14 protein-coding genes and 3 pseudogenes are annotated in these 18,727 nt (G+C 46.0%); 4 read left to right on the forward strand and 13 right to left on the reverse strand.

Annotation, left to right across the window (positions count from 1 at the left end):
- Positions 1 to 46 precede the first annotated feature (46 nt).
- The gene (locus E5329_RS12025) at positions 47 to 940 is read right to left on the reverse strand and encodes a DegV family protein (RefSeq protein WP_135989773.1); all 894 of its coding nucleotides are present in this window, start codon (positions 938 to 940) and stop codon (positions 47 to 49) included.
- A 486-nt stretch (positions 941 to 1,426) separates the two neighbouring features.
- Here E5329_RS12025 and amrA point away from each other — a divergent pair.
- Together amrA and amrS are read left to right on the forward strand one after the other, a co-directional pair.
- Positions 1,427 to 2,775, forward strand: a pseudogene (gene amrA / locus E5329_RS32165) (AmmeMemoRadiSam system protein A).
- Between the two features lie 17 nt (positions 2,776 to 2,792).
- A pseudogene (gene amrS / locus E5329_RS12035) lies at positions 2,793 to 3,657 on the forward strand (AmmeMemoRadiSam system radical SAM enzyme).
- Positions 3,658 to 3,768: 111 nt separating this feature from the next.
- On the opposite strand, the gene E5329_RS12040 reads toward amrS, so the two are convergent.
- From E5329_RS12040 to E5329_RS12080, 9 genes are all read right to left on the reverse strand, one after another.
- Positions 3,769 to 4,443: a hypothetical protein gene (locus E5329_RS12040; protein ID WP_135989775.1), complete on the reverse strand. Its 675-nt coding sequence runs from the start codon at positions 4,441 to 4,443 to the stop codon at positions 3,769 to 3,771.
- A 72-nt stretch (positions 4,444 to 4,515) separates the two neighbouring features.
- Positions 4,516 to 6,354: an ABC-F family ATP-binding cassette domain-containing protein gene (locus E5329_RS12045; RefSeq protein ID WP_135989776.1), complete on the reverse strand. Its 1,839-nt coding sequence runs from the start codon at positions 6,352 to 6,354 to the stop codon at positions 4,516 to 4,518.
- Positions 6,355 to 6,366: 12 nt separating this feature from the next.
- Positions 6,367 to 7,569 carry a class I SAM-dependent rRNA methyltransferase gene (locus tag E5329_RS12050; RefSeq protein ID WP_135989777.1) on the reverse strand — a complete coding sequence of 401 codons (1,203 nt, stop codon included), beginning with the start codon at positions 7,567 to 7,569 and terminating at the stop codon, positions 6,367 to 6,369.
- A gap of 200 nt (positions 7,570 to 7,769) precedes the next feature.
- Positions 7,770 to 8,618, reverse strand: coding sequence for an ATP-dependent sacrificial sulfur transferase LarE (gene larE, locus E5329_RS12055; RefSeq protein ID WP_135989778.1), 849 nt, complete (start codon positions 8,616 to 8,618; stop codon positions 7,770 to 7,772).
- Between the two features lie 5 nt (positions 8,619 to 8,623).
- Positions 8,624 to 10,252 (reverse strand): phosphoenolpyruvate--protein phosphotransferase, encoded by a 1,629-nt coding sequence (ptsP, locus tag E5329_RS12060; protein ID WP_135989779.1) that lies wholly within the window; start codon positions 10,250 to 10,252, stop codon positions 8,624 to 8,626.
- 85 nt (positions 10,253 to 10,337) lie between these two features.
- The gene (locus E5329_RS12065) at positions 10,338 to 10,595 is read right to left on the reverse strand and encodes an HPr family phosphocarrier protein (RefSeq protein WP_135989780.1); all 258 of its coding nucleotides are present in this window, start codon (positions 10,593 to 10,595) and stop codon (positions 10,338 to 10,340) included.
- A gap of 69 nt (positions 10,596 to 10,664) precedes the next feature.
- Positions 10,665 to 12,590 (reverse strand): PTS fructose transporter subunit IIABC, encoded by a 1,926-nt coding sequence (locus E5329_RS12070; protein ID WP_135989781.1) that lies wholly within the window; start codon positions 12,588 to 12,590, stop codon positions 10,665 to 10,667.
- A 78-nt stretch (positions 12,591 to 12,668) separates the two neighbouring features.
- Positions 12,669 to 13,580, reverse strand: coding sequence for a 1-phosphofructokinase (pfkB, locus tag E5329_RS12075; RefSeq protein WP_135989782.1), 912 nt, complete (start codon positions 13,578 to 13,580; stop codon positions 12,669 to 12,671).
- On the reverse strand, positions 13,577 to 14,359 hold the full coding sequence (locus tag E5329_RS12080; RefSeq protein ID WP_135989783.1) for a DeoR/GlpR family DNA-binding transcription regulator: 783 nt from the start codon (positions 14,357 to 14,359) through the stop codon (positions 13,577 to 13,579). The genes pfkB and E5329_RS12080 overlap by 4 nt, the downstream gene beginning before the upstream one ends.
- A 191-nt stretch (positions 14,360 to 14,550) precedes the next feature.
- On the opposite strand from E5329_RS12080, the pseudogene E5329_RS32170 reads away from it, so the two are divergent.
- Together E5329_RS32170 and E5329_RS32545 are read left to right on the forward strand one after the other, a co-directional pair.
- A pseudogene (locus E5329_RS32170) lies at positions 14,551 to 15,407 on the forward strand (AAA family ATPase); the annotation flags it as partial.
- Between the two features lie 56 nt (positions 15,408 to 15,463).
- Positions 15,464 to 15,652: a hypothetical protein gene (locus E5329_RS32545; protein ID WP_330572135.1), complete on the forward strand. Its 189-nt coding sequence runs from the start codon at positions 15,464 to 15,466 to the stop codon at positions 15,650 to 15,652.
- A gap of 31 nt (positions 15,653 to 15,683) precedes the next feature.
- On the opposite strand, the gene E5329_RS12090 is transcribed toward E5329_RS32545, so the two are convergent.
- From E5329_RS12090 to E5329_RS12100, 3 genes are read right to left on the reverse strand one after another with little or no spacing between them, the layout of a single operon-like run.
- A complete protein-coding gene (locus E5329_RS12090; RefSeq protein WP_135989784.1) occupies positions 15,684 to 17,207 on the reverse strand; it encodes a deoxyguanosinetriphosphate triphosphohydrolase in 1,524 nt (507 codons plus the stop codon).
- 22 nt (positions 17,208 to 17,229) lie between these two features.
- The gene (locus E5329_RS12095; protein WP_135989785.1) at positions 17,230 to 17,628 is read right to left on the reverse strand and encodes a DUF3783 domain-containing protein; all 399 of its coding nucleotides are present in this window, start codon (positions 17,626 to 17,628) and stop codon (positions 17,230 to 17,232) included.
- Positions 17,629 to 17,683: 55 nt separating this feature from the next.
- Positions 17,684 to 18,541: a M48 family metallopeptidase gene (locus tag E5329_RS12100; protein WP_135989786.1), complete on the reverse strand. Its 858-nt coding sequence runs from the start codon at positions 18,539 to 18,541 to the stop codon at positions 17,684 to 17,686.
- Between the last annotated feature and the right edge of the window lie 186 nt (positions 18,542 to 18,727).

Genomic DNA, 18,727 nt, shown 5'->3' on the forward strand with positions numbered 1-18,727 from the left:
CAGGGAAGCTTCTAAGCATGTTCATCCAAATACTGTAAACCCCAATTTACCTGTCATACTTCTTCAGCAATCCCAGCCCCAGCGGATAGGGACCGGTATGCACGCCAATAGTCGCCCCTATCTGATAAATATCAATCGTTTTATAATCAGAATAAGTCTGCAGGGACGCCAGAAGCTGATCTCTGAATTCTACTGCTTCTTCATAATCATACCCATATCCCACCACAATCCGGTAATCGTCAGGTGATTCTCCGATTTTTTCAAAATGTTCCTTTGCCTGTTCGATCAGGCGCTTCAGTCCCTTTTTCCGGTTCCTGGTTACTCCAGTTGGAAAAATTTCCCCTTCCTTGAGCATAATCAGCGGTTTAATTCCCAGGGTGGAAGCTGCTGTTCCCATTACTTTGCCGATTCTTCCTCCATGAATTAAATACTCATAATTTCCCACGGTAAATAGAATTCTCCCGGTAACTTTGATCCGTTCGATCTCTTTCACCGTTTCTTCAAAGGATAATCCATTCTTCTGCATCCTGACAGCTTCCAGCACCAGATTCCCCTGCAGTACGGTATTCACAGAGGTATCCACTATCTGAATCTGAATTCCCGGATATTCCTCCTGCAGCAATTCCTCCGCTGTTTTGGCGGAATTATAGGAACCGCTGAACTTTGTAGTAATGCACAGACAAATAATATCCTTTCCTTCTTTTGCATATGGCGTAAACGCTTCCACATAATCCTGCACGGACGGAAGGGAGGACATGGGAAATTTATCCGGGTTATTTACCATTTCCTGATAAAAAGTTCTTACGCCGATTTCTTCCATTTCTTTTTTGTAGGTTTTCCCGTCAAATGTTACATAAAACGGCACAACCCGCACTCCTGCCTGCTGAGCAGCCTCTGCGCCCAAATCGCAGGAACCGTCTGTAATAATCTGATATGCCATAGAATCCCTCTTTTCTGAAATACTTTTCCGGCCGCTGCACGCCAAGCCATCGCTCCTGCACTTCACAGTGAAAAACCTTAGACCGCCGACGGATGGTCATAAGGCTCGTCAAACGGCAGGTTAAGCAGCTGCACTTTACTTTACTGCTTCATTATAGCAACACATTTTCTGGAATACCACATAAGGGGAAGCCTCCGCTTCCCCGTTCTTCCACAAAATCCTCGCTGTTATTATAATACCTTTTCCCAAAAAAGAAAAGATGTTTTCCAGTATTCCTGCACAGAATATTCACGGCGGCCCAGATGCATCCGATCGGATCGTGAGTGTTAACCTGTAACGTAAAAATATCATCTGAACTGCGCATGTTTCTATCAAAAGCTGACAGACCGTAAAGGAATCATTCAAAAAGAACGTGAAACAGAACCTTGCATGTGCTATAATCAATACAGGCATATCAAGTTTTTTGCACGGAAGGGAGACAGTAATATGGGAGTTTTAGGAGCATTTATGCTTCCGCATCCGCCTTTGATTGTACCAGAGATCGGCAGGGGCGAAGAGAAAAAGATTCAAAAGACAGTAGATGCATATCACAGAGCAGCCAGAAAGATTGCAGAGTTAAAACCAGAAACAATTATCGTGTTCTCACCCCATTCCATGATGTACGCTGATTATTTTCATATATCTCCGGGAAGCCAGGCAAAGGGGGATTTTGGGCAGTTTCGCGCGGGACAAGTAAAAATGGCTCTTCCCTATGATACAGAATTTGTACAAAAATTGTGCCACAAAGCAAAAAATAGAAATTTGCCGGCAGGCACAATGGGAGAACGGGAAGCGCAGCTTGATCATGGGACAATGGTACCGCTGTATTTTGTAAATCAATATTGGACAGACTATCAGCTTGTCCGAATTGGATTATCTGGACATTCCCTTGGCATTCACTATAAACTGGGAATGTGCATCAAAGATACTATAGAAGCGTTGGGGCGCAATGCGGTGCTGATTGCCAGCGGCGATTTATCCCATCGGTTAAAAGCAAGCGGCCCTTATGGATATCGGAAGGAAGGACCAGAATATGACGCCCGCATTATGGAGCTTATGGGACGAGCAGATTTTGGAGAGCTTTTTAAGTTTTCCGAGGATTTTTGTGCAAATGCAGGAGAATGCGGGCACCGCTCTTTTACGATCATGGCAGGAGCCCTGGAAGGTCTGAATGTCCATCCACAGCCTTTGTCTTATGAAGGACCCTTTGGCGTTGGATATGGAATTTGTATTTATGGGATTGAACATGAATAGAGAGGAGTTGTATGATGCGACAAAAAGAACAAGAGGATGCTTATGTAAAGCTTGCACGCATGTCAATGGAAGAGTATGTTCATACAGGCAGAGTACTTCATGCGCCTGATCATCTTCCCGAGGAAATGTACAACACTAGGGGAGGGGTGTTTGTGTCTATTAAGAAACAAGGGGCGCTGCGGGGCTGTATTGGGACGATTCAGGCAGCATATTCGTCCATAGCGGAAGAAATTATTTACAATGCCATCAGCGCTTCCACAAGAGATCCGAGATTTCCGGCAGTGAAGGCGGAGGAATTGGAGAAGTTGACCATAAGCGTGGATGTATTGGGAGATATGGAACAGATTGACTCTTTGGATAAACTGGATGTAAAGCGTTATGGCGTTGTAGTGACCAAGGGCCGCAGGCGCGGGCTGCTGCTCCCGAATCTGGAAGGCGTGAATACAATTGAGGAACAAGTGGCGATCGCCAAACAGAAAGCAGGTATTGGCGATCTGGAGGAAGTGCAGCTGGAGCGCTTTGAGGTCGTGCGCCATTTCTAAAGCTGGGAGGTAGGAAGATGAAGGCAGTTTGCAGAACTTGTATGCATTCCTGTAATCTGTAATCTGGAATCTGGACAGAAGGGGATTTGCGGGGTCAGAAAAAATGAAGATGGGCGTATTGTGTCTGAAAATTATGGGTGTGTAACCGCCTTGGCTTTGGATCCGATTGAAAAAAAACCGTTGAACATGTTTCATCCTGGAAGCAGAATTTTATCTGTGGGCAGTTTCGGCTGCAATTTAAAGTGTCCATTTTGCCAGAATTATCAGATTTCCATGATGCGCCTTGAGGGAGACAAAGATGGTTTGCAGCCCAGAACGCCGGATATGATGCATATTTCTCCACAAGAACTGGCACGAAAGGCCCTGAAGTATCAAAAATCTGGAAATATTGGAGTGGCATTTACTTACAATGAGCCTTTGGTTGGATGGGAATATGTGCATGATACGGCAAAACTGGTGAAAGCATATGGCATGAAAAATGTTCTGGTGACAAATGGGACAGCATCTATGGAAGTTTTGGAGGAAATTCTTCCTTTTATAGACGCGATGAATATTGATTTAAAGGGATTTGAAGAGGAGTATTATCACAAACTTGGAGGCAGTCTTCAGGCAGTTAAGGAATTTATCATCCGTGCTGCTGCAAAGTGTCATGTGGAACTTACCACCTTGATTGTGCCTGGCGAAAATGACAGTGATTCGGAGATAAGAGCGGAGGCTGAGTGGATTGCCAGGGAGGTTGGACAGCATATCCCGCTGCATATCACCCGTTTCTTTCCCCGTTATCATATGCAGGATAAAAGCGCCACAGATGTACAGCTAGTCTATCGCCTGGCAAATCTGGCGGGCAAATATCTGGATCATGTATTTGTGGGAAATTGCTGATATGATAAATGGATTACGAAAGCTTCGAAACAAAGCACATCCGCCCCGCACATATCCTTTGACTGCCATGATATCCTTCACAGGAATCATTTTTATGAATCGTTTCATCTTTTACTCTCCCAGCAGGAATTCTACGAAATCCGCAGCCGCTTCCTTCTGGCCGGAATATTGGAACACAATAAGGTAAGCCGGGCCGCTGTTTGAATATCCATATGTTTCCAGCATTTTACTGTCTTCCACTCTTACTGCGTCTTCTTCGCAGATATCCGGATGGGAAGCTACAAATTCCTCTCCCATCAGCTGTTCCACCGGAACCAGGAAATTTTCTTCTGCCGAATATTCCTGGTAAACGCTTTCCGGGCAGATAAACAAATCCGCGGTATTGGCGCCCACCAGCGTAACCAGTTTCATCCGATTGGCGTAATCCATCTCTCCGGAACCGTCCTGACTGAGAAATCCCACTGAGGTATCCAGAACATATTTATGCCGCCGATTGTCATCTCCCCGATACGCCTGAAAATGCTCCATCAAAGCAGCGTCGGTTTCCCCGCCGCCGATAACTGACGCATAGAGAATCGTTTCGTTCTGAAAACTGTCAATCCACATGACAATCCCTATCAGGAGCGCTATGGCTCCTGCAGCCACTGCAAGATGGAACTTATAATAAGTTAAAATATATTCCGCCTTTTTCTTTCCTTTCATAGACGCTAATTTTTCACGCTCCAGCTCCCGCTTTTCCTTACTTGTCATATCTGATTCATGCTTTTTCTGAAATTTCGTGTCCATATTCCCTCCTGATGATAATGCCTGAAACCTCTCTTCTGCTTTCCCACCGGACATTCCGGAATGAGCCTTTTGTCATGGGCCGCTCTGATCCTTGATTTTCTCCGCCAAATCATTTAAATACACCCAGCGTTCCATTTTCTCCTCCAGTTCTCCCTCTGTCTGGCTCTTTTCTTCCATCAATTCTGATAATTTTGCTGAATTCGTGGCATGTTCCATCATCTTTTGTTCCAGAAGTTCCAGCTTTTCCTCCAATGATGTTACTTCCTCTTCTATCCTGTCATATTCCCGTTGTTCCTTATAGGAAAATTTCAGCTTTTTTGGACTGGCGCCCGCCCTGGCCTTTCGGCCTTCCTGCCCTTTCTTTTTCTGTTCTTCAAACTTTTTATTTCCCTGGTTCTTTTTATCCTGATCCGGCAATTGAAGTCGCCGTACTTCTTGGGCCCGCAGATAATCCAGATAGCCGCCCTCATACTGCTGCAAATGTCCATTCTCTTCAAAGGCAAAGATCCTGGTGGCCAGCCGTTCCAGAAAATACCTGTCATGGGACACAGTAATCACAATTCCATCAAAGGCGTCCAGATAATCCTCCAATATTGTTAGTGTCCGAATATCCAAATCATTGGTGGGCTCATCCAAAATCAGGACATTGGGCGCTCCCATCAGAATCCGAAGGAGATACAGCCGCCTGCGTTCCCCGCCAGATAATTTCCCTATGGGAGTCCACTGCATGGTTCCATCAAAGAGAAAACGCTCCATCAGCATGGATGCGCTGATTTTTCCATCCCCTGTATCTATATATTCCGCCACTTCTCTGACATATGCAATGGCTGTCAGGGATTCTTCCATATGGGAATTATCTTGAGAAAAATAGCCGATTCTTACCGTCTCACCCATTTCAATGCTGCCGCCATCCGGGATAACCTGCCCCAGAATCAGCTTCAAAAGGGTAGTTTTCCCGCATCCATTGGGTCCCACAATGCCGATTCTCTCTCCCTTAAGGAAGATGTAAGTAAAATCATGAATTAATTTCTTGTCTCCATATGATTTTAACAAGTTTTTTACCTCTATGGTCTTTTTTCCCATTCGGGAGGATACTGAAGACAGTTCTACTCCTTTTTCCTCCAGCGGGCCTTCTGCCGCAAGCATGTCCTCAATCCGCTGTATATGAGCCTTCTGCTTGGTGGATCTGGCCCGTGCGCCCCTTGCCAGCCATGCCAGCTCCTTTTTCAGAATGCTTTTCCGCTTCCGCTCACTGGCCTGCTCCATACTCTGTCTTTGCATTTTCAACGCCACATAATCTGCATAACTTCCCGGATAACTATAGATTTTCCCATATTCCACCTCCACAATCCGGTCCACAATCCGATCCAGAAAATACCGATCGTGGGTTACCATCACAAGGGCTCCCCGGAATTTCACCAGATATTCCTCCAGCCATCCAGACATCTCACTGTCCAAATGGTTGGTGGGCTCGTCCAGAATCAGGATTTCCACCGGCTGCAGCAGGATATTTACCAACGCCACCCGCTTTTTCTGACCTCCGGATAAATATTTTACCTGCCGATCCATATCTTCAAATCCCAGCCGGTTCAGCATGGATCTGGCTTCTCCCTCCAGCACCCCATCCTGAATATCCAGGCCCTTTAAGGCAGATTTTAAAAGGCTGTCAGTATCCTCTAAGGAAGGAGTCTGTGCCAGGTAAGCCGTTTTCACATGATTTCCCATAACAACGGCGCCCTGATCCGGTTCTTCCGTTCCTGCAATAATTTTAAGCAGCGTGGATTTTCCCATGCCGTTAATCCCGATTACTCCTACCTTTTCCCCTTCCTGGAGACTGAATGCGGCGTCTTTTAACAAAATACGCTCTTCCGTGTAAGCTTTTTGTAAATGTTCTGCAGTTAATATATTCATGGTTTTCTCCTGTTACCTCTCCTGACACACCTGAAAAATATAGAATTTCAGATAATAAGATTCCTCCGCCGCCCATAAAATAGGATGATCCGGCGCCTGAGTCCGAAACTCCACCTGTCTGAGCCGCCGATGCACATGATCCGCTGCCTGATGAATGGTCTTTGCAAACAGTTCTGCATCCATAAAGTGGGAACAGGAGCAGGTAGCCAAATATCCTCCGTCCTTTACCAGCTTCATGGCTCGCAGATTGATTTCCCGATAGCCTTTCACTGCATTTTTGACGGAATTTCTGGATTTGGTAAATGCCGGCGGGTCCAAAATCACCACATCATAAGTTTCTCCCCGCCGTTCTAATTCCGGCAGCAGCTCAAACACATCCGCACAGGCGAATTTCACCCGGTCAGACAATCCATTTAAAGCCGCATTTTCCTCTGCCTGCCGGACGGCAAGCTGGGAAGCGTCCACCCCCAGCACACTGCCTGCCCCTGCAATTCCTGCATTTAAAGCAAAAGAACCTGTATGGGTGAAGCAGTCCAGTACCTTGCCATTCCGGCACAAAGGCTGAATAGCTTTCCGATTGTATTTCTGATCCAGGAAAAATCCCGTTTTCTGCCCATCCTTTACATCCACCAGATAACGGACTCCGTTTTCTGAAATTTCCACCTTTGTATCAAACTCAGGCCCCAGAAAGCTCTTTTTCAGCTCCAGCCCTTCCTGCTTTCTTACCTTTGCATCGCTGCGCTCATAAACGCCCCGAATCCGGATTCCGTCTTCTGCCAGGCACTCTTTCAAATCCGAAATAATTTCCTCTTTGAACCGATCAATGCCCAGGGCCAAAGACTGTACCACCAGCACATCAGAAAATTTATCTATTACCAGTCCCGGCAGCCAGTCCGCCTCCCCGAAAATCACCCTGCAGGAACTGGTATCTACGGTCTTCTTCCGGTATTCCCAGGCATTCCTTACACGCATTTTTATAAAATCCTGATTTATTTTCTGTTCTTTTTTTCGAGTCATCATGCGGATACGAATTTTAGAATTAGTATTCATAAATCCCCTTCCCATGGGATAGCCGTCAAAATCACGGACTGTCACTATATCTCCATTGATAAAGTCTCCCGCTGCAGACTCTATCTCATTATCATAAATCCACAACCCGCCGGATTTAAGGGTTCTTCCCCCGCCCTTTTTCAGGGTAACTATTGCTTCACTCATGAAATCTGTCCTCTCCTGAACTGCTGCCTATCTTTTCTTTTCTTCCTATCAAATTTATCACAGTCTCACAATGTTCGCAACTAGGAAAATCACTATCCAAGAAAAATATTTTCTCGATATACCTTCACCGGGAAATAGCCTCATTCAAAAAGGAGCTGTCGGTTTTTTCAACAGCCCCTTTTGGTTTTTCTCATATTTCTTCAATCTGTCTCAGTTTTTTTCAGCGTCTCATTCATGCTTCCGGTCCGATATCCTGTCAAATCCATAGAAACATAAGTAAATCCATATTCCCGAAACTGTTTTGTAACCTGATTTCTGACATCCTCCCGCATCAGCTTCGGAAAATCTTCCGGTAAAACCTCAATTCTCGCCATCCTTCCATGCATACGGACGCGAAACTGGGAAAATCCCAACTGCAGCAAGAATTCTTCTGCCTTTCCCACCATGGCAAGCTTTTCAGCAGTAATGGCCTCTCCATAGGGAAAACGGGAAGCAAGACAGGCAAAGGAGGGTTTTTCCCAGGCAGCAAGCCCCATTTTTTTTGACAACAGGCGGATTTCCTCTTTCGTCAGTCCGGCTTCCCTTAAAGGGCTTTTGACGCCTAATTCCGCCACTGCCTGCATTCCTGGCCTGTAATCTCCCTCATCATCTGCATTGGAGCCTTCTGCCACACAGGACATTTGATTCTCTTTTGCAATGCTTTGAATCTGAAGCAGCAGCTGTTTCTTGCAGATATAGCACCGGTTAGGGGGATTTTTGCTGAATCCTTCCATTTCCAGTTCCTTTGATTCAAAAACAACCTGCCGGATTCCTTCTTTTCTGCAGAATTCTTTAGCCTCCTCCAATTCTCTGCCTGGAAAGGAAGCAGAGCTGGCTGTCACTGCAATTACCTTCCCGCCCAGAACCTCATGAGCGATTTTCAGCAAAAACGTGGAATCCACTCCGCTGGAAAAGGCAACGGCAACGCTGCCAAGTTCTGTAAGGCGCCGCTTCAGGAATTCCAGCTTCTGCTGCGTTTGGGGCAAAATCTGAAATTTGTTTTCTTCCATGCTTTTTATTTACTGGTATCCGTCTCCCGTATAATTTTTCTCACCCTAAGCACCATCGCTGGTGATACGGACAATTCATCCACTCCCATTTTCAGGAAAGTCTCTGTCAAGCTTAAATCAGCCCCTAATTCTCCGCAGATGCCTGCCCAAATGCCTGCCGCATGGGCATTCTTCACTACCGTTTCAATCATTTTAAGGATTGCCGGATGATGGGCGTTATAGAAATCACCCAGTTTTGCATTCTGCCTGTCGATGGCAAGGGTATACTGGGTCAGATCGTTGGTTCCGATGCTGAAAAAGTCCACTTCCTTTGCCAGCTCATCGCTGACTATAACGGCTGCCGGCGTCTCAATCATCACACCCAGCTCCACATCTTTAAAGGGGACTGAAAGCTCTGTCAGCTCTGCTTTCACTTCCTCCACAATCTTCTTGATTTTCCTTACTTCCTCCACGGAAATAATCATGGGGAACATAATGGCTATCTGGCCGTAATTGGATGCACGGTACAAAGCGCGCAGCTGCGTCTTGAATATTTCAGGCTGCTTTAAGCAGATACGGATCGCCCGGTAGCCCATTGCAGGGTTCTCTTCCTTGTCCAGATTGAAATAATCCACCGTCTTATCCGCACCGATATCCAGAGTGCGTATAATAACCTTCTTCCCGGCCATATTTTCTGCAACCGCTTTGTAAGCCTTGAACTGTTCTTCCTCCGTCGGGAAATCCTCGCTTTCCAGATACAGGAATTCACTCCGAAACAGGCCAATTCCCTTTGCGTCATTGCGGAGCACATTCGCCACGTCCCCGGGATTTCCAATATTAGCATAGAGTTTTAGCTGTTTTCCATCCAGAGTCACATCCTCTTTGCCCTTCAGCTGCTGCAGCAGTTCCTTTTCCGCCAGACATTCTGCCAGCTTTTTCTCCATCACCTTAGAGGTTTCTTCATCCGGATCTACATAAATATCTCCGGTAAATCCATCTACAATCACAGTTTTTCCATTATATTCCGGATCCAGACCGATATCTGCCTGAATCACTGCCGGGATATCCATGGTTCTGGCCAGAATTGCCGTATGGGAGTTGGCAGAACCCTGCTGAGTTACAATGGCGAGCAGTTTATCCTTCTCAAACTGAACGGTTTCACTGGGGGCAAGATCCTCTGCAACAATCACAACCGGCTCCTGGAAAACATCCAGGCTGCTCTGAGAATCTGTTAAAATACTGATTAACCGCTCAGAAATGTCACGGACGTCCGCTGCACGCCCCTGCATATAAGCGTCATCCATGGCTGCAAACATTTCTGCAAAATTGTCGCTGGTCTGGGCTACGGCAAACTCTGCATTAATCTGCTGCTCTTTTATCATGTAATGGATCGAATCCTGATAATCCAAATCCTCCAGCATCATCTGATGCACTTCAAAAATCATGGCGTTGGCTTCTCCCACATCCTTCAGGGCTTTCTCATATAACCCCTGGAGCTGCTCTAACGCCTTCTCCTTTGCCTTTTCAAACCGCTCTGTTTCTTTCTCAACATCCTCAATGTGCCGCCGTTCCACTTTATTCTCATTTTTCTTAAAAATAAAAAGCTTTCCAATCGCCACACCGCCAAATACGCTGCTCCCACTGAATTTTAACATTTGGCTTCTCCTTTCTATCTAAAAATTCAGGCAACTGCAAAGCCTTCTGATTCCGGCTTTACAATTACCTGTCTTTCATTCTATTTTACAGATTTTCTTTGAAAAACGCTTCTAATGCAGTGAAAGCTTCTTCCTCGTCGTCGCCTTCAATTTTCAATGTTACTGTATTGTCTTTTTTCACTCCAAGGCTCATGATTCCGAAAATTCTCTTTGCATCTACTTCCTTGCCATCCTTCGCAATCGTGATCTTGCTTGCAAATTTCCCTGCTTCTTTGACAAAAAGTCCTGCCGGTCTTGCATGGATTCCTTCTGGATCTGTAATGGTGTAGTCAAATGTTTTCATAATCTTAATCTCCTTTTCTATATATTGTAAGTGTATTATAATATATTTGTCTGATTTTTTCCAGAGCGTTTATGCTGCTGTTTGATCCTTTTTTAATGCGCCAAGCAACAGAGCCCCCACAATGGTTCCTACAACCAGTGATAAAATATACATTACGGTATTGCCGACTACCGGAAATACGAAGATACCGCCGTGGGGCGCCATCAGGGTACAGTTAAACGCCATCGAAACAGCTCCTGCCACCCCTGAGCCAATCATCATTGCTGGGATCACATGAAGGGGATCTGAGGCTGCAAATGGTATGGCTCCCTCGGAAATAAAGGACAATCCCATAATAAAGTTGGTAGGACCAGATTTGCGTTCTTCTTCGGTAAATTTCTTTTTAAATAACAGTGTCGCCAGGGCTATGGCGCATGGAGGCACCATTCCGCCAATCATAACCGCCGCCATAATATTGTAATTTCCTGCTGCAATGGAAGCAGTGCCAAACACGTAAGCCGCTTTGTTGATAGGCCCTCCTAAATCTGCTGCCATCATCGCGCCCAGAATAATTCCTAACAGCACAGAACTTGTGCCGTTCATACTGGACAACCCGTTGTTCAAAAGGGTATTCAGCGCCCCAACAGGAGGCTCAATCACAAAATTCATGATAAGTCCCATAAAAAACACGCCAAGAAGGGGATAGAGCAGAATCGTCTTGATGCCGTCCAGACTTTCCGGCAGCTTTTCCAATAGCTTCTTTAACCCTATTATTAAATATCCTGCCAGAAATCCTGCTGCCAAAGCGCCCAGAAAACCGCTTTTTCCGCCGGCTGCAATGGAACCTCCTACCACTCCCACCACTAATCCAGGGCGATCTGCTATACTCATAGCGATAAATCCTGCCAGAATCGGAAGCATAAATCCAAACGCCCCGTCGCCGATTCCTTTAAACAGTGCAGCTGCAGAGGTAATCGTTCCGAAATTTCCCCGTTCTTCCGGCGAAAGCGCAGACAAATCTACACTCATGCCGTCAATCAGGAATGCAATGGCAATCAGGATGCCGCCGCCTACCACAAAAGGAAGCATATGGGAAACCCCATTCATCAGATGCTTGTAAATCATGTGGCCTGCGCTTTCTTTTCCGCTGCCGCCGGAAGCTGCTGCCGCCGTCTTGTTTCCGGAATGATAGATTTCCACATTTCCACTTTCCGCCAGACGGATTAACTCCTCCGCTTTGTTGATTCCATCCGACACCTGTCTTACAATCACCTTTTTCCCATCAAAACGATCCATGGGAACATTAGTATCCACACAGACGATAATGCAATCCGCCTCTGCGATCTCTGCATCTGTCAGTACATTTTTGGCTCCGCCGGAACCCCTGGTTTCCACCTTGATGGAGAATCCAAGTTCTTTTGCTTTCTTCTCCAATGCCTCAGCTGCCATATATGTATGAGCGATTCCCGTGGGACAAGCAGTAACGCCTAACAGCTTCAGACCCTTCTTCTCCTGGGGTGCAGGCGCAGGTTCTGCTTTGGCCTGTTCTTCAGCCAATTTGGCCTGTTCCGCTGCATCCACATAGCCCAGAAATTCTTCTGTCGTTTTGGCATTCCGCAATTTCTGTGTAAATTCTTCATCCATCAGCAATACAGACAACCGGCTTAACACATCCAGATGCACGTTATCCTTGGTATTGGGGGCTGCGATCAGGAAAATCAAATCTGCAGGCGCTCCATCCAAAGACTCATAATCCACACCGTCTTTTAACACCATAGCTGCCAGCCCCGGCGCCTTTACCGCCTCACACTTTCCGTGAGGAATGGCAATGCCCTCTCCAATTCCTGTGGTGCCTTCTTCTTCCCGTTTTAAAACCTGTGCTTTGTAAGCTTCTTTATCTGCAATTTTTCCTGTGGCCGCCATCAAATCCACCATTTTGTCAATAGCTTCTCTCTTAGAAGCAGCCTGGCCGTTCAGTTCAATTCCTTCTTTTACCAATAAATCTGTAATTTTCATGACAGACCTCCTTATTTTACGATTTTCATTCATTCTACACTGAACCTTCTACCCTGTTTTCCGCTGCAAACCAATTATTTATTTCCATCCCATCTGCTCTAAAATTCCATCAACCTCTGCCTGGGTTGCCAGCCGTTCTGAAAATGCGCTGGCGCTTCCGGTGCAGATTCCCATATGGAAGGCTTCTTCATAGCTTTTGCTCTTCAAATATCCGGTGATAAATCCTGCCACCATGGAATCTCCGGCTCCCACAGAATTCACCACTTTTCCCTTCGGCGCCGGGCTCTGCCATACGCTTCCATCAGCCGCCACAAGAATTGCGCCGTCTCCCGCCATGGAAATCAGCACATTTTGGGCTCCCATCTCCTGCATTTTCTTTGCATGTTTTACAATGGTTTCCTGACTGTCCATAGGCACATGGAAAATCTCTTCCAGCTCATGGTTGTTGGGTTTTATCAAAAACGGATGATATTTCAGCACATTCACCAGCAAATCCCCTGTGGCGTCTACCACAGCCCGGACGTTTTTCGCCTGTACTCTTGCCAGAATCTGCTCATAACTGGAATTCGGCATACTGTTTGGAATACTTCCTGCCAGCACCAGCACATCTTCCGGCTCCATGGCGTCCAGCTTCTGATAAAGTTCTTCCAAGGCTTCCTCAGAAATCTTCGGCCCCTGGCCGTTAATCTCACTCTCTTCCCTGGAGCGAAGCTTCATATTGATTCTGGACATCCCTTCCGGAATCCGGATAAAATCAGTCAGGCAGCCCCATTCCTTCAGCCCCCGCTCAATTTCTGTTCCGGTAAACCCGGCTGTGAATCCCAGAGCCGTGTTCTCCAATCCCAGATTCTTCAGCACCAGAGAGACATTGACGCCTTTCCCGCCGGGGTATACCAATTCTTTCGTCGTACGGTTTACCCGCCCTAAGGTAAAATCATCAACGCTTACAATATAATCCAGACTTGGATTAAAGGTTACTGTGTAAATCATAATGTGCTCCTTTCCTGCTTCTCCTGCTTTTTTGTTGTTTCAATGATGTTCGTCAAATCCTGGAAGCTGTCATGTTTGATTTCTGTGGTAACCAGCTCTGCATCCTCAATTCCGGCAAAGGTAACCGGCGAAATCTGATTGAATTTGCCCGAATCTCCTAAAATATAAGGTCTGCGGCACTGAATGACCGCCCTGCGCTTTACCATGGCCTCCTCAATGTCCGGTGTGGAAAAACCTGCCCTGCGGCTGATTCCGTTGGTTCCGATAAACCCAATGGTAAAATTAAATTTCTCCAGCTCGGATGCAGTCTCAATCCCAACAACTGCTTCTGTGGACAGCTTGAATTTCCCGCCCAGGATATGGGCCTCGCACCCGGCCTGTACCAGACGCTTGGCATGGCCGATGGCATTTGTCACATAAACTGCTCTTTTCTCCGTAATGAAATCAATGACACGCTCCGTAGTGGTTCCGGCATCCAGATAAACCAAATCATCCGGCTTAATCAGGGAAGCTGCATATCTTGCAATCTCTGCCTTTTCTTCCCGGTTCAGGTTCTTGCGGTATTCCACTTCCACATCTTTTCCACTGGCATAAGACGCATTGATGGCAGTGGCGCCTCCATGAACCTTATTCAGCTTTCCCTCTTCATCCAACAGGTACAGATCCCTTCGGATGGTGGACTCGGAAGCCTTAAGATGTTCGGTCAGCTCCTGTACGGTAACGCTGCCGTTCTTCTCCACTAATTTCAGAATTTCTTCCAGCCTTTTTTCTAACAGCATGTTGATTCCTCGTTTGATTGATTTTGATTGTTTTCTGTTGTTTTTGATTGTAATTGTATGATACCACCATTTTCAATCATTTTCAATCAAAATAATCCACAAAAGTGCAGGGGATTTTTTGTGCAATATGTAACAAACCCAGATTGTGGAATAGCAGGGATTATGGTATACTGACAAAAAAAGGTAGATCTATGCCCAGAACGACAGGAATCGGCCACCAGGATTTTGAGACAATACGGTTAAAAAATAATTTCTATATAGATAAAACCCTTTTTATCAAAGAATGGTGGGAAGCAGAGGACAGCGTGACACTGATTGCCCGGCCCAGAAGATTCGGCAAAACATTGAACATGAGCATGCTGGAAAAATTCTTTTCTGTCAGGTATGCAGGAAGAGGAGAGCTGTTTGAAGGGCAGTCCATCTGGGAGGCGGAAACATACCGGCATCTGCAGGGAACTTATCCAGTAATAAGCCTGTCTTTTGCCAATGTAAAAGATAAAAACTATGATGGGGCAAGGCTGTCCATCTGTCAGATTTTAGAGGATTTATATAATAAAAATGTGTTTCTGCTTGACGAAAACCTTCTGACAAAAAATGAAAAGATATATTTTCAGAGCGTAAACGGCAGTATGAATGATACAACGGCAGTATGGTCCATTCATAAAATGTCGGATTTTCTTTCCCGACACTATGGGAAAAAGTGATTCTCCTGTTGGATGAATATGACGCCCTGATGCAGGAAGCTTATGTTAATGGATATTGGAAGGAACTGGCGGACTTTATCAGAAGCCTGTTCAACTCTGCCTTTAAAACAAACCCTTATCTGGAACGGGCGGTTATGACAGGGATTACAAGGATAAGCAAGGAATCCATTTTTTCGGATTTAAATAATTTGGAAGTTATCACAACAACCTCTGAAAAATATGCGGACGCCTTTGGTTTTACCGAACCAGAAGTCGTTAATCAAAAAAAGCCCGGACTGTATTGGGCGAATACCAGTTCTAACCGCCTGGTGGGCAAACTTCTCAAGGAAGGAGACCGGAAGATAAAAAAGTCTTTCGAAAGACTTCTGGCAGGCGAACATCTGATTACGCCAATTGAGGTATGATTCTGGAATTCAATGTGCTGGATGCGGAAGAGGAAGACTCCCTTTCCGATACGGTAAAAGCAGCTCTTTTGCAGATAAACAGCAAAAACTACGCAGCATATCTCACTGCAAAAGGGATTCCAAAAGAACGCATACGCAAATACGGCTTTGCCTTCTGCAGGAAAACAGCGCTGATTGGAAGTTAGGCACTGTTTAAAATAACATTATATTGTGAAATCAGTCGATCCCCTTCAGTTCCTGATACAGCCGCTTGGCGTAACTGTCTGTCATTCCGCAGATATAATCCGTCACCAGAAGCAGCCTGAGATACAGTTTTTCCGCTTCCTTCTCCTCTTCTGCTCCTTTCCCTTCCTCCGCTTCCTGGGCAAAACGGCGGTAAATTGCTATGTAATTATCTGACAAAAGTTCCATCAGCTTTTTCTGCACCTCCGTCAGTTCCTCTCCCGTATCATAATACAGCGCCGCCTGGACAAACCGCTCCAGCAGAAAATCAAACACCGACTGGGCTGCAATTTCCAGTTTCAGAATCGGTTTAATCTGAAAGGCATACCGGTATGCAATGTCTCCCAGCGCGTCCATCATGGCCTCTCCCCCTGTGCCGGTAAACAAATCCTCTCCATGAGTTCCGTAAGTTCCATCCATCACTGCAGTATAATTCCGGATAAAACTGTCTGTGGCGTCATTGATCATCCATCCCTGAACATATACTGCCCAGTTTTGCACCGCATTGATTCCCGGTTCTTTCAATCCCCTCTGCTTTGCCCTCTCATATTTTCGTTTCAGACTTTCTGTCATCTTATGGAAGCTTTCTATCTGACTAACCGTAACAATTCGTTCTGGGGGCTTTTTCTGCTCCGGTTGTTTTGCTTTCTCCGCTTCTTTTTCCAGCTTCCTTTCCGCCTGCTCCAATTCCGCCACCAGCTGTTCATAGGAAATACAGCCCTTTTTCACAGCATCCTCAAGATCTGCGGTCTTGTATGCAATATCGTCTGCCGCCTCCAGCACAAAGGCAAGGGGATGGCGGTTTCCTCCGGTTCCCAGACTTTCCTGCAAATCCGCAAACAATTCCCGTTCTGCATAATAATAGCCCATTTTCTTGTATTTGATATGGCTTGTGCTTTTTCTTTCCAGAGAAGAGCCTGGATATTTGATAATTGTTCCCAACAAGGCTTTCGTCAAATTCATCCCATTTTCATCCACCAGATAGTGGAGCTTTGCCACCAGCCGCAAGGCCTGGGTATTTCCTTCAAAATAATAAAAATCCCTCTTCATTTGCTCTGACAGAATCTGATCCAGAAACTGTATCCTGCCATCTTTTCTCTTATAGGAAATTTTCGGCAGGTTTGTTCGGAACCAGTCCCGGATGGCCGTTTCCCCAAAATGGCCGAAGGGCGGATTGCCGATATCATGCAAAAGCCCTGCACACTGCAGAATATCGCAGACATATCCCTGATATTCCGGCAAAAACTCCGAGTCCGTCTGATTCTGCTGCAAGCCCCTGCTGATATTCTGCCCCAGAGATTTGGCAAAAGAGGATACCTCCAGGGAATGGGTCAGCCTGGTTCTGACAAAATCGCTCCGTTCCAGAGGAAATACCTGGGTCTTATCCTGCAGCCTCCGAAAGGATGCGCTTCCAATAATTCTGTGATAATCTTTCTCATATTCCGTGCGGAAATCGCCGGAAGATGAACTCGTATAGTTCCTCACTCTGTCCGAACAGAGCAGTTTTTTCCATTCCACTGTGTTGTCCTCCAAACTGTTTTTATCTTATTTGTTTCGGCATACTTCCTCTGTCCATCTGCTCATGCTCTGATTTTATCTCCTGAAAAAGCTTAGGTACGTTCCAGTTCTGATTGGCGGACGTCAGCACCGCTTTATATGGAATGGGACCGAGCCCTGATTTGCGGACGGCCTTTAACGCCTGATCCACCTGAAAGCTGGAGAGCCCCGCCATCAGAATCATTTCCCCATCTAACTCTTCTCCGTCATACTTTTCATCCACCGGGGCAATGTCCTTATTTCCTGCCAGATATCCCACAGGCTGCAGGTAATCCTCCCTGGCAACCTCCCTGATCTTCATCCGAAGGGGAAGCAGGGCTCTGGTTAGCTTATTCCTCCTGTCTTTGTCTGAAAAATGGAACAATAAAATTGTCTCTCTCAATGTCTTTCTCCTTTTCTCTAAGAAACTGCTCCAAAAAGTTATTTCTGTACAGTTCCTAAACCTCCCACGCTAAAAGCAGCCCATTGGCTTTCAGCCAGTTTCTGCGCTCCCGGAAGTCCGGCAGGATGTCCCTTACCATCTGCCAGAACTGGCTGGAATGGTTCAGATACGCCAGATGGCACAGTTCATGCACCACCACGTAATCCAATATCTCCTCCGGCGCCATCACAAGCCGCCAGTTAAAATTCAGATTTCCCTTACTGCTGCAGCTTCCCCAACGGGTTTTCTGATTGCGGATGGCAATACGGTTCACAGGGCCAATCTCTTTTCCTGAATGTTGCGCAAGCCGGGATACCAACGGATAATACTGGCTGACCCGTTCTGGAAATAGCTGCTTGGCCTGCCAAAGATACCATTCTTCCAGTCTCTTTCCCACAATAGAAGCGTCTGGCTCTTCTGAATCCAGTTCCATAAGCAAAAGTTTTGTTGTCTCTTCCAATGCAATCCCTACTCTGCCTGTAAGTTCCGTCCTCCCAACAACCCCTGCTCTGCCTGTAAGTTCCGTCCTCCCAACAACCCCTGCTCTGCCTGTAAGTTCCGTCCTCCCGGTAACTGGTACATTGTCCCAGCCGTCCTTGAAACTCTGCCAATTCCGAGAGCAGAATGTCAGCCGATATGCTTCCCCCTGGAACAAGAAAAGATCTCCTTCCTGAAAAGTATGAACCGGTTTCTTTTGTTCCAGCAGCAAGACCTCTCTTTGCTTTTCCTGAATCCAGTCTGCTTTCTGCTGAATAAACTGGTCTATTTTGTATTTAGGCAGCCAGTTGGGCGCCTTTACCTGTATGGTTCCGTCTTTTCCAATGACAATGGAAAGGCTTTTTCGTTTGCTTCGTGTTAATTGATATGATTCCATACTGTGATCCCCATTATATTCTGCCCTAAGGGGCTTGTCATAATCCCATTATAATGGGGACTAAAGAGCTTGTCAAAACATTTCCAAATGCAGCCCTTATTCCTTCTATAAACAGAGGAAAATTATTTCTAAGGAACTGTCGTGAAATAATTTGTATATTTTTGGAATCTATGTTAATATATGTCA

This window comes from Petralouisia muris (assembly GCF_004793545.1).
In the GTDB taxonomy this organism is placed as follows: Bacteria; Bacillota; Clostridia; order Lachnospirales; family Lachnospiraceae; genus Petralouisia; species Petralouisia muris.